Here is an 11,827-nt window from a genome sequence, read left to right as displayed (position 1 = left end):
CCAGCATGTCCGGGTGCGATGCGTCTCTTGAGGGCCGCCGAGCAGCTTCTGCTCAGCCCTTTCGTTTTAAAGTTGCATCTTTGAATTTTTTATAAGCAACTGCCGCCAAGAATGACAAGCTCATTATAGTTTGTGAGATTTGGTCGGCGGGGATTAGCTTCAAGGCGTTTGATACGTAGCCCCACTGGCCCGGTTGCGCCATTGATACAACCGAATGAGGCGCGTGATTTATCCCGTCCTCCATAGCCCTGGAGGCATAATTGGATAGCGGGGTCATGTTCTTGTCCACATTGCGGCCGATGACGCGCGCCACCCGATGCCCCCTTGACTTTTCCCAATATGACTTAGTCTCACCTTCGAGGGCCTGTTCGTCCTTATATTGCTTGTAATTATATTTGAGGCTATCGCGTGCCACCCCGAGGAGTCGATCGTTCCCAAGAGCAAGGGCGTACGCATTGAACGACGGTTTGTATTTTACTTCAACACCGTTGCCAAGCGTGCCAAAGACAGGGGGTATTTGTACGGCACCATTCCCATAGGGTTCGCTGCCATGGACGGATTCTGTTCCTGCGCTGTCGGTCTCAGCCGTCGCGGACCGGTCGTCGCTGCGGTGTTCGGTGGCTGCGTCTGTGACGGCTTCGCTGGAAGCCGCAGCCGTGGCCCCTGGTGCCGTCGTGGAGTCGGTGATGGTCTCCGGATCCTGGTGCGAGGATTCCGTTGTCGTTGCAGCGGTTCGTGTCTGCTCCTCGGCAGTGTCCTGCACAGAATCTGTTCTGGCGTCAGTGTCTTGTTCGGGCGGTAAGAGTTCCTCGTCGCGCGCGGTGTCACTGTCCCCCACCGTGGTAGCGGTTTCGGGAGCAGGCGGAGCATCGTTCGCCGCGTCGACGTGGGTGGGTGCCTTCTCGCCGTTGTTGTCCCCTGGCGCGTTGTCGCCGTGGATAGCGCTGGCCGTGTGTTCGAGGGTGACGGATTCTGTGTGGTCCGTGGCTGGTTCGGGTATCGCGTCGAGAGATGTGGCGGGCGGTGCGGTGATGGTGTGATGGTCCTGGTCCGCTGGGGCGGCGAGGTCGACGGAGCTGTCCTCGGCCGCTTCGAGGGTGTCGAGCGAGGGCGGGTCGTTGTCGGTGTCCGCGGGCCCCTGGTGGGGCGGCGAGATGTTCTCCTCCTGCGTCGGGCTGCCTGCGGGTCCGGTCTCGCTGGTGGCGGGCGTGCCGGTGCGGTCGGGGGCGACCTTTGTCTCGAGGTCGGCGCCGCCATCGGTGGTGGAACTCGGGTCGAGGTTTTGCGGCGCGTCGTCGATCGTGTCGAGTAGATCCACGTTCACCGGACCGGGGTGTGCCGTGGGCGCCGTGTCGGTGTGATGTGGTGCGGCGTCGACGGTGTCGAGCGGGTCCTGCTGGTTTGCGGTGGCCGGATCGTCAGCACCACCATGGTCTTCGGCGACGGGCTCGCCGTTGTCGAGTGGTCCCGTGGCCGTGGTGCTGTTGTCGTCGGCCTGGTCACGAGGGGACGTGGCGTCGAAGGGAGTGTCGGTCGCGGGGTTGTCCGCCGCTTGCCTGGTCGCTGGGTGCGGGGCGTCGAAGCTGAAGCCGGAACGTGGGTTCGTCATGGGACCTCAGGTGGTGTCGGCTGCTCGGCTTGGAAGACCTCTGCAGGCCACAGTGTTTCCAGGTGCAGGTGTGCGGCCGCGTCACGTAGTCGTTGATGGTGCTCCGGTGCGTCGCTGAGCTGGTGGAGTGCGTGGTGGTAGGCGGTGGGTGCCTCGCCGGTGATGGTCGTGCTGGGGCTGCGGTGGCGTGCGCGGTGGGCGCGTAGCTGTGCTTGTTGCTCGGTGCGGGTGGTCGCGGGCAGGTGCAGTCCTCGGGCGGCCCATGCGGGGGTGTCGGGGTGCTGGCCATCGCCGCCGAAGGTTTTCAGGGCGCGGTGGACGTCGATCCAGCGATAGGGGCCGGCTTGCCAGGTGACCTCGGCCTGGGTGCACGGCGGTGCTTGGTGATGAATCGTGTGTAGCGCGGCCTCCTTCAGGTGCGCGGCGAGGTGTTCGGGTTGGAAGAATTCGGCGAGCCCGGTGTATCGGGTGTCGATGGCGGCGTTGACGCGGTGGGTGATCGCGTGGTCGATCAGGTCGTGGGGCGGTCGGGCGAGCAGGTGCGCGCACCAGGCCTTCCGGGGGGATGGTGAGGGCTGGCCGGTCAGGTGCGCGGTGGTGAGCAGTTCGATCCAGAGGATCAGTTCCGGGTCCGCGGCGATCCGTTCGGTTTCGGCGAGTTGCCGGGCGGTCAGGACCGGGCCGGTGTCGGCGCAGTCGAGCGTGAGCCGCCCGGCGGTGCGGGGTGGTGTCTCGCGGGGTTCGCCGTAGGGGACGGTGATGCGGATCGGCCGGTCCATGCCGTCGGCGAACACCGCTGCCCGGCCCGCGGGAAGCGACACGATGTGCCGGGATTGCGCTGGGTCGAGGTTCATGGTGGCGCCGACCGCGTCCCGGTCGTCCTCGCCGGGCAGCCGGTGCACGATTTTCAGCGCGGTGTTCTTGATGACGTCCGGGACGATCTTGTCCGGGATCTGCTCGGCCACGACGATTCCTTCGCCATAGGCACGGATCTCGGCCAGCAGCGCGGTGAACGTTTCCACCGCGTGCGCGGTCGGTGAACCGGGGAGGGCACGGCGCAGCAGCCGGTGGGCCTCCTCGATCACCGTCACGTGCCGGAGCCCGGGCCGGGGGTTGCGGGTGTGGCGGATCCGCAGGTGCTCGACGATCCGGATGAGCAGGGCTCCCATCAGGAACGCCTTGTCGGTGTCCTCGCCGATGTCCTCGATCTCCAGGACCACGTTGCGCCGCAGCAGGTCTTCGACACTGAGCGGGTAGTGGCCGTCGAGGAACCGTCCTGGCGTCCCCAGCCGTAGTGACCGGAGCCGGACGTCGACGAAGCCGCGGACGTTGTCGCTGATGTCCTTGCCGTAGCCGATGCCCTCAACCACAGTCAGGGCGGTGCGGTGCAGATCGGCCAGCCGCGGGTAGCGGGGTGTCACGCCGGGGAGCCGGGAGTCGCTGGTGGCCGGATCCCAGCCGAGGTCGCGGTAGCAGCGATCCAGTGCCTGGCTCAGGACCTGCGGGAACGGTTCGGCCGGTTCGAACGCGGCCAGGAACAGCGCTCGCACGAGGTCGATGTGGGTTTGCAGGGGGAAACCGGGTTCCGGTTGCAGCGGGTTGAGACCGTAGGGCACCGTGTCCGGGTCGCCGGGGTGCAGGACAACGATCTGGTCGTCACCGATCCGGCCGGCCATCCCGGCGTATTCGGACTTGGCTGGTTCGATCACCAGCCACGGAACGTCGTGGCGGTGCAGTTGCTCCAGCAGGTGGCGGGTCGTCTGGGATTTCCCGGCCCCGGTGGCGCCGGTGGTCAGAACGTGCCGGTTGATCGTGGCGGTCGAGACGGTGAACTCCCCGACCGGCTGATCGGCCTCGTCCAGGATGTCCCCCAGCATGATCCGCGCCTCGTCACAGGGTTCGTGTCCGTGGTCGGGGGTGAGGTCGAAGTCGGCGCGTTCGACCAGCCGGATGCCGGGCAGTTCCCGCCGTGGTGGCCGGGCGATCGCGGCGAGCAGTTCGGTGGTGCCCCGGATCACCGAACCGGTCCCGGCTCGTGACCAGGATGGTGAGGGGCGGTCGGGTCCTGGGCCGGGTGGCTTCGCGGCGGTGGCCAGGTCGGTGACGTCGTCGCCGGGGATGAGCAGGTAGGGCAGGTTTGCCAGGTCGCAGGCGCCGCACAGCAGCGCGGCCGCCCGCCGGGCCTCGTCGGTGGTGTCCGCGCCGACCAGCACGGACGTCTCCCACACCCCGGTCGGTATCGCGCGGGTCAGTTCCCGGTAGCGCGCTTCGGCCCGGGTCAGCTGCACTCTGCTCTGCTCGGAGTTGTCCCGCAGCCGCAACGTGGGGATGTCAGCTTCCAGCTCGTCCAGTTCCTGCTGAACCTGGGCAGTCTGCAGGGGGCGGGCCAGGACCAGCCACACGAAGGGGGCGCGGAGATGCGCGATGTAGTCGTCGAATCCCCCTCGCCGCGGCGGATCCGCGCCCTCCTGCGGATCGGCGGCCCACAGCGGGTCGATCGCGGCTGTGCACCGCACCCACGCGCCCAGGGTGTTGAACGATTTCCGCACCGTGTCGGCAGCGAGGTGATCCCCGATCGCGCCGGGTGGGTAGGCGACCGGCACCCCCGTGGCGCCGGTCGCGTGGCCGACGGGCGGGCACCAGGGTCGTCCGCCGAGCAGGATCCGCAACGGGGCGCCGTGGCGAGGCCGGTGCCAGGCGACCATCAGCTCGGCGTCCGGTTCCGCGCGCAGCTGTGCGTGCGCGGCGCTCAACGCCGCGAATATCTGTGCCTGGCCCGGATCGTCGACCGGCGCGCTGCCCTCGGCCGCGCGGGGAACCTGCCGCAGCCGGCACACCGTGTATCCCGTGAGCACGGTGTTCTACCCCTGCCTGCCAGTCTGGTGTGACCAGACCTCGGCCAGCATGCCCAGCCCGGGGTTGCAGTCGCCCGCGACCACCCGGCGTCCCTGCTGGCCGTACTCGACGAGGATGAACGCCGTGGCCGGAAGGGACTGGATGGTGACCGGTTCCACCTGGAACTCATACACCCGGGAGCGGCTGCGGCTGGAGCCCTCGGATTCCCCGGTGGTGGTGGATACCGTGTCCTGCCACGTCTGCGCCCGTGAGCGGGTCACCGTCTCCTGGGTGTTGCTCGACAGCCCGCTGGCCAGCGAAGTGTAGGGCTCCCGCGACATCCCGCGGCCCGAGGTGTCAGTGCGGCCGGTCGAGTCGCTGTGCCCGGTGGAGGCCGAGCGGGATCGGGAGAAGTTCTCGCCCACTGAGCGGGTGACCTGGGACAGCACGAATTTGTGGTCCCGGCCGATGTATTCCGCCGCGGTCAGCGCGTGCTGGGGGTTGCCCAGCCGCATCAGGATCGTGGCTCCCTCGTTCACGCCCAGCAGCGGACGCAGTTCCTCGCGCAGGTCGGACAACAGCAGTACGAACTGCACGTCGCTGGCGCGGGCCCTGCGGCCCAGCATCTCCAGCGCGCGCACGCCGAGGTGATCCGCGCCGGCCAGCACCAGCGCCGCCGGGGAACGCCGGTCCCTGTCCCTGGCCAGGTCGATGATCAGCCGCTGCACCAGCAGCGCGTCCACCAATTCCTTGACCGCGTTGTCGTCGGTGCCGGTGCTCACCACGCTCAGCCCGTACGGCGGCCACAGCGACACCGGTCCAGTCTCCGGCGGCTGTGCCCTCGCCGTGGGGTGGATCTCGCCGGCTGTCAGCGGGGACAGCACGGCGACCAGCCGCTGGATCTGCTCGCCGACCCGATCGGAGGCGGCCTGCACGAGGTCGATCTTCGCGGTGATCGACCGGATCTCCTGCGGGCTCAGCGGCACCTGTTCCCCGGCCAGGCCGTGGGCCCGACGCAGCACCTGCAGACCGGCCACCAGCCGGGACCAGGTCAGCTCGCCGCCCAGCGTCTCGGTGACGGCGTGGATCAGCGTCTTGTGCAGTGTCCGGTCGTCGCTGCGGATGCCGGTGCTGGGCAGCGTGTCGACCGCTTCGGCAATCAGGGTCGCGGCCGCGGCCGGGGTCAGCCGCGCCAGCGGGTCCAGCTGGTTCAGCTGCTGCGGAAGGGAGATCTGGGCGACGGGAAGGCCGCGCTGGCGGGCGAACAGCGCCAGGCCCGCGCCGACGTGCTGCTCGCTGAAATCCACCACCGCCACGCTGGTGCCCTCCGCCAGCAGCGACCCGCCCAGGGTCGCCACCAGGCTGGCCCAGGAATCGCCGGTGCCGCCCCACACGTCCACCCGGCGGGTCACCGGATCCGGGCGTACCGGCTCCCACCGGTGGCCCTGCTCCTGGCGGCGCCGCTGGTGCTCCTCGTGCTTGTACCGCGCCGTCGTCCACGCCGCGTGCGCGTGATCGAACCGGCGCCGCGACGCTCCGATGCGGCGATGCGCCGACAAGATGAGCAGCGGCGGCACGAGCAGTGGAACGACGATCACGACGGCGCCCACGACCACGGCCAGTTGCGTCCACTGCCCGGCGGGTGAGTAGATCGCCGGGGCGAGCAATCCTCCGGCGACCAGCGCGAGACCGGCCCCGATGATCCGCGCCCCGCCACCGCGCCACACGGCACTCTGCCACCGCCGGTACCGCTCGAGGGCGGCATTCGATTCGGACCAGACCGGCTCGACCTGCCCGAATTCCTCGTCCTCCATCGTGGACTGCTGCCGGGTCCACCCCCACCGGCCGCCACCCTGGCCGTTTGGTGTGAACAGCACCTGCGCCAGAGCCGTCTGCGGCACCTGCGGCGCGCCGTCGGCGAACCTCAGCCGCTCGTCATCTCCCACAACCGTCTCTCCCCTCGCACCTGATGACGATCAGTGATTATCAGGACACTGGCCGAGGAGGAAGCCGACCGGAACACCTGAACCCGATACACACCCATTCGGCTTAGCCGAGTCCCACAGCGGTACCTACCGCGAGGGGATCCACGAATGTGGCGAGGGTCATCCGCGACGTCGAGGAATCGCTGGAGACGGGCTGCGAACGGCCTGTGCTCAGGGGCGGGCACTCCCGTGCAGCCGACGGGATGTCACGGAAGAACGTCGTTGAACCGGGCTCGCTGGAGACGGCCGATCGTGGGGCGCCGACCATATTCTGTCACCCGCTAGAGCTATTCTTTGTCGCTGTTGCCCTGCGTGCCGATCGAGGCACTATTCTTTTCCGGCAGTCGGGACGCCAGCCGAAGTAGAGGGGGCTCAGGCACGCGCGCATTGCGCCCCCAGCGGAAGTTGAAAACGGGAATACCTTAACCGGACCGTCGATCTCGTAGCTTCTCTTGGCCCGAAAACCGGAATCCATAGATTGGGAGCCGCGTTGGACACGTTTCTCGTGATTTTTCTGGTGGCATTCGCGGTGATCGCTCCGATCGCCGGGGTCTACATCGGCCTGAAGCTCTACACCAGCCGGGCCGAGAACCGCAGTGAGCGGACGTTCGTCCCGTTGTACCGCCCGAGGCCCGAGGGCGAACTGCCGATGCTCGACACCGACCCGGACGGGCCACGCGACGAGTCCCTGCCGCCGCCTTTCCTCCGGCCCCACGCTTTCGAGGTGGAGTACCCGAAGCTCCATCGCGAGATGCCGGACGAGTTCGGGCCGCCGACGCGCTCCTGGAACGAGACCACACCGTGGAAGCCCGGCGACCCCGCAACGAGGCCGACGCGCTACGCCACCAAGGCGCCCAGCGCGTCACGCATTCACGAACCCATCGATCGCAGCGACGGACGAAGTCTGCACCACCTGCCAGCCGAGACCGAGCCCACGTCCTCGCCCCTGAACTACGCGCCTCCATCCCGCTCACGACACAACAGCGACACCCGGACCCCGTCCCGCAAGCCCGGCTTCCAATGGAGCGAAGACTCACGCAGGTACCAGGGCGGCGAGGCCGTCCGTGTAACACGGGACGTCAGCAACGACCTGGGCCTCCTGACAAAGGTTCCCAAGGACACCAAGGGGCGAGTGGTCTCGGCTCGGATCGACATGTATGGCAACGAGAAAGTCACGGCCGTTTACGAGAACGGCTACAGCGGTGAGGTCGACGCCCGGTCCATCGAACGACGGGGCATCCTCGACTAGACCTCTGAATGGCGAGATCGCGCTGTCGACTCAGATCTTCCTTCGCCGCGCCCGTGCCGGAGCGATCGGGCAGATGCCGAGATACTCGATGCGGGCGTGGTCGTGCTCGCGGTCCTTGGCCGCGTCCGGGTGGCGTAGCCGAAGTTCGAGGGCGGGCGGGTTGTTGAGGTAGACCGCGTGGGGACAGCCGTCGAGGTGCGGGCAGGTGTCGATGGTCATGTTGCAGCCCCAGCAGAGCAGGCCTTCTCTGAACTACCGGTTGCGCTGCTTCGTTGGGCGAGAACGAGTTGGCGGCCAGGACTGTCGTCGCTCACGGAGCTCCTCAGGTCACGCTCCGGGACTTCCCACCTCGCCGAGGTTCGCGCGCGTCCCCGCAGAACTGGGCGTTGCCTGTGGATGGCGTCATCTACACCGGGATGGCGAGCGCTACCTGTCGCGGAAAAAGCCATCCCGGCAAGGCGCAGAGCCCACGGTCGCCGAAGCTGAGGCGAGACCTGGTTTGGCGCTGGCACGCTCGGGAGTTCAGGATTTGCGGACTGCGCCAGTGAAGCCGGCTATGAACAGCGTTGCGAAGGCCCAGGCGAGCAATCGCAGTGTCCATCCGATGATGGTGAGGATCTGTCCGGTGGCGGTGTCAGTGGCGTCGCAGTGAGCGCGGGCGCCGGAGGTGATCAAGGGGGTGCCGAGATCGAGTCCGACGCCGATGCGCTCAACCAGCGTGCAGCCGATCGGGGCAAAGGTGGGTGACCTTGGGACTTGGGCGAGACCACCATGCGCACCGAGGATGGCCGTGAGGATGGCGGCGGCGGTGATGACGGCAAGGAGGCCGACGAGGGCTCTCCAGGGTTGGTAGCCATAGCCGAGCGTCAATCCTGTGACGCGGGCCCATGTGCGTTCCGCACGGCCGGTGAGTGCGCGGCGGTGGATCTGGGCGCGGCGTTGTTCAATTTGGATGCGACGTGCTTGGCTGTCGTGTCCAGCCACTCGGTGGGCAGAGGCCAGTTGCTGATAGGGCTGGGCCGCGTATTTTGGGGTGCCCTTGCGCAGCAGGCACAGCCACGAGTCGGTGGAAATGCCTTCCGGCAGCCCTACGTAGACCAGCCTGTCGACGCTGAGCCGCATCCGGGGATTGGTGACATGCTCCAGCCACGCCGGGTCGAACACCAGCCTGCCATCAACTCGAACCTCGTTAAGGCTGACGGCGACAACACCGGCGCCGGTCGCCTCGAACCCGTCGTCAAGAAACATGGGGCCGTTGACCTGCAGACGGGTGGCGAGAAGGGCAGGACCGGAGTCATTGCGCAGCGTCGCTCCCGCACAGTTCAGCCCGCCGAGTACGGCATTGAGCAGGCGGACCGCTCCGAGTTCTCCGGCGCCGGTTGCGTAGAACCCTTCACGCAAGACCATGCCTCGATCGACCTGCAGGTGCTCGCCGTGGAAGGCGGGACCGGAGTCGTTGTATAGCGTCGCTCCGAAACAGGATAATTGCCCGCCGAACCGGGCTCCGAGCAGGCAGATTGCGCCGTGTTGTCCGGCGCCGGTTGCCTTGAACTTGCCACGCAGGTACACGCTCTGGTCGACCTGCAGGTGCTCGCCATGGAGGGCGGGACCGGAGTCGTTGTGCAGCGTCGCTCCCGTGCAGTCCAGCCCGCCGAGATGGGCTCCGAACAATCGGACCGTGCCGCGTTTTCCGGTTCCGCTCGCCTCAAATCCGCGATCGAGGAAAACGCTCTGGTCGACCTGCAGGTGCTCGCCGTTGAGAGCGGGACCGGAGTCGTTGCGCAGCGTCGCTCCCGTGCAGTCCAGCCCGCCGATGTGAGCGTTGGCCAGGTTGACCACGCCGCGGGCACTGTGCCCTGTGACTACTGCACGCCTGACATCGACCCGGGAGGTTGCGAGGTTGTGTGCGTTTAGAGGCGGCCGTGTGGGGTGTTCGAGCCGGCAACCCGACAAGACGAGACCGGCGACCCGCGCGTCACAGGCGACGAGCCCGTCCTCCAACAGACAGTCGTAGAGTTCAAGCCAGACCGTGCTGGTGATATTTTCCAGATCCACGCGGCCGACAATTCGGACGCCGCGTAACCGCAGTCCGTGTGGGTCCGGGTCGGGCGCCAACCGACCTCGCATGATGTCGCGCAGCACCCACGCCCGGACGGTCCGAGAATCATCCCAAGCGCGCATGGCGCCCTCATCGACAGGTTGCTCACACGCGAAGTCGAGTAGCTTCCCCCGCTCGACGTGCTCGATCAACGCACGCTCAACGGAGGTCAGCGAATCGCAGTCAGCCCCAGCCACAGCAACGATCCTTACGTTGATCAGGGGCGTTTGATTTTCTGGCGATCTGGCTGAAGGTCGGCAGGCCCAGGGCGGTGACGGTGGGTTTGAGGGCCTGATCGAGTTGAACGAGCTTGTCCTCGGCACCGGCGAGACTGATCTCCAGGCCTTCGACCTCACCGAGCCAACCTTCGCGCTCGGCTTCGGAAATCCGATCGATTAGGTTGTCGCGGATCTCGATCAGCCGGTCTCGCTGGGAGGCATCGGGCCGAAGGAGTGAGCATCGAAGGCAAGCGTGCTCATGAATACACGATGTTCCGAACGCACGAGCGCAGGTTCCGAGGGAGAGCTTGCGCTTCTCGAAGTGGGCGAGGAAAGTGTCCCACTCGTCGTCGGTCGGGGTCCGGTATTCCTCGCCGGGGCGGAGTGATCGTCGGCGTGCGATGAATGCGCGGTGCGCCTCGATGGCGTCTGCTGGGTAGATGGCGTTGTAGCCCATCGTGGTGTTGAAGTCGGCGTGACCGGCGAGTACCTGAGCGATGTGCGGAGGCAGGCCGCTGCTGATCGCGTCGGTGATGAAGATCCTTCGGAAGTCGTGCGGTTCGAAGTCGAGGGGCTGCCCTGCGGCGTTGGTGAGTCCTGTCTGCTCCATGACCTCGTTGATGCCCTTGCGGATCAGTGGCCGGGACACGGTCGTGCGTTGCCCGCCGAAGGTCCACTGGAACAGCAGGGGCATCGGCGGGTTCCAGACCTTCTCTGCGACGTCGTAGCTGGTCAGCATGGGGATAGCGCCTGTCCGGGGGTCGCGGACGCGGGTGATGATCGTGCTCAAGACGTCGGCCAGCTCGGGGCTGACGAGGAGAAGTCGTTCCTCGTCGGTCTTCGAAGGGGCGACCTGTAGCCGCGGCACGATCTCGCCGGGCGTGTGCTGCTGGCGTGTCAGGGCCGCGACGACCCCGCGGTGCGCGGTCGAGGGCATCGGACTCCTCCCCGGGAATGTCCACCTCAGCCGTCTCACCGTAACCGATTTTTCGCCGGGGCAAACGGATGTGCAGGACATGCACACCACGCGCGGGAGCCGCACAGTCCCCTGCCCGCCGGTGACCGGTGGCGGTTGTGTGGCACAGGCCTGAGCAGCCGCATCCGAGGAGGGCTTTCCGCGATGTATCAGTCGACGTTCCCCACCAGCCCGCAACTGGAAGCCTATCTGCGGTCCGGCCGGATCATCTCCGACCACGAGACCGCACAGGACATGATCACCCGCATCGTCGCCGCGCTCGAGCACGCCGACGCCCGGTTCGATCCCGACGGGGCGGCCGCGTTCGCCGAGCGGCTCGGCTGGGCGTGCGACACCGAACGGATCGTGTTCTCCACCCCGATCATGACCAACGCCGGGCGCTTCGCCGACCGGCCTCTGGCCGCCTGCGCGGTGCCACCGGTGGACTTGCGCGGCGACCTCGCCACCGTCAAGACCATTGTGGACGGCTACCACCGGGCCGGAATGGGCACCGGGTTCGCCCTCGACGAACTGGACGACCCCGTCGGGGTGCTGCGCTACCTCAACGACATCGCCGTGACCGGCGCGAACTCTGGGCACGAGGACCGGCCGGTCGGGAACATGGCCATCCTCTCCCTCGACCACCCGGCAGCTGAGGAGTTCATCGGTTGCAAGGTCGGTGCGGACGCGCGCGGCGAAGCCTGGAAGTTCAACATCTCGCTGCACATCACCGACGCGCAGATGCGTGCCGCGCTCGACGGTGCCGGACGCGAGCGGGACCTCCTGATCGCCGCGGCCGACGCCGCGCACGCCTGCGCCGATCCCGGGCTGCTGTTCACCGACCGGATGAACCAGGACAACCCCACGCCCGAAATCGG

General features: G+C 67.3%; 7 protein-coding genes and 1 pseudogene. 2 read left to right on the top strand and 6 right to left on the bottom strand.

All coding sequences use genetic code 11. The features are described from left to right. Positions 1 to 52 precede the first annotated feature (52 nt). Genes ACIBTM_RS44950 through ACIBTM_RS44940 form a run of 3 tightly spaced genes read right to left on the bottom strand, consistent with a single transcriptional unit; the run spans position 53 to position 6,390 of the window. The gene (locus ACIBTM_RS44950; protein WP_395883235.1) at positions 53 to 1,609 is read right to left on the bottom strand and encodes a hypothetical protein; all 1,557 of its coding nucleotides are present in this window, start codon (positions 1,607 to 1,609) and stop codon (positions 53 to 55) included. Then, positions 1,606 to 4,464, bottom strand: a complete 2,859-nt coding sequence (locus ACIBTM_RS44945; protein ID WP_395883234.1) for an ATP-binding protein — start codon at positions 4,462 to 4,464, stop codon at positions 1,606 to 1,608. Before ACIBTM_RS44945 ends, ACIBTM_RS44950 begins: the two co-directional genes overlap by 4 nt. Positions 4,465 to 4,470: 6 nt before the next feature. Then, positions 4,471 to 6,390 carry a hypothetical protein gene (locus ACIBTM_RS44940; protein ID WP_395883233.1) on the bottom strand — a complete coding sequence of 640 codons (1,920 nt, stop codon included), beginning with the start codon at positions 6,388 to 6,390 and terminating at the stop codon, positions 4,471 to 4,473. A 529-nt stretch (positions 6,391 to 6,919) separates the two neighbouring features. On the opposite strand from ACIBTM_RS44940, the gene ACIBTM_RS44935 reads away from it, so the two are divergent. Beyond that, the gene (locus ACIBTM_RS44935) at positions 6,920 to 7,678 is read left to right on the top strand and encodes a hypothetical protein (RefSeq protein ID WP_395883232.1); all 759 of its coding nucleotides are present in this window, start codon (positions 6,920 to 6,922) and stop codon (positions 7,676 to 7,678) included. Positions 7,679 to 7,708: 30 nt separating this feature from the next. Here the strand turns inward: ACIBTM_RS44935 and ACIBTM_RS44930 are convergent, their stop codons facing one another. From ACIBTM_RS44930 to ACIBTM_RS44920, 3 genes are all read right to left on the bottom strand, one after another. Then, on the bottom strand, positions 7,709 to 7,897 hold the full coding sequence (locus tag ACIBTM_RS44930; RefSeq protein WP_395883231.1) for a hypothetical protein: 189 nt from the start codon (positions 7,895 to 7,897) through the stop codon (positions 7,709 to 7,711). A gap of 303 nt (positions 7,898 to 8,200) precedes the next feature. Further along, complete coding sequence (locus tag ACIBTM_RS44925; RefSeq protein WP_395883230.1) at positions 8,201 to 9,973, bottom strand: hypothetical protein; 1,773 nt, start codon at positions 9,971 to 9,973, stop codon at positions 8,201 to 8,203. Further along, positions 9,960 to 10,931, bottom strand: a complete 972-nt coding sequence (locus ACIBTM_RS44920; protein WP_395883229.1) for a tyrosine-type recombinase/integrase — start codon at positions 10,929 to 10,931, stop codon at positions 9,960 to 9,962. The genes ACIBTM_RS44925 and ACIBTM_RS44920 overlap by 14 nt, the downstream gene beginning before the upstream one ends. A 183-nt stretch (positions 10,932 to 11,114) precedes the next feature. Between ACIBTM_RS44920 and ACIBTM_RS44915 the strand changes: the two are divergent. Then, a pseudogene (locus ACIBTM_RS44915) lies at positions 11,115 to 11,827 on the top strand (hypothetical protein); the annotation flags it as partial.

The organism is Amycolatopsis sp. NPDC049868, from assembly GCF_044461365.1.
GTDB lineage: Bacteria > Actinomycetota > Actinomycetes > Mycobacteriales > Pseudonocardiaceae > Amycolatopsis.
The sequence above is the reverse complement of the archived record's forward strand: the minus strand, read 5'-3'. Positions and strand labels throughout refer to the sequence as shown.

What these genes read in the sequence shown, in the direction of transcription:
- ACIBTM_RS44930 (WP_395883231.1), bottom strand. Translation starts at nt 7,897, where the DNA reads ATGACCATCGACACCTGCCCGCACCTCGACGGCTGTCCCCACGCGGTC.
- ACIBTM_RS44920 (WP_395883229.1), bottom strand. Translation starts at nt 10,931, where the DNA reads ATGCCCTCGACCGCGCACCGCGGGGTCGTCGCGGCCCTGACACGCCAG.
- ACIBTM_RS44950 (WP_395883235.1), bottom strand. Translation starts at nt 1,609, where the DNA reads ATGACGAACCCACGTTCCGGCTTCAGCTTCGACGCCCCGCACCCAGCG.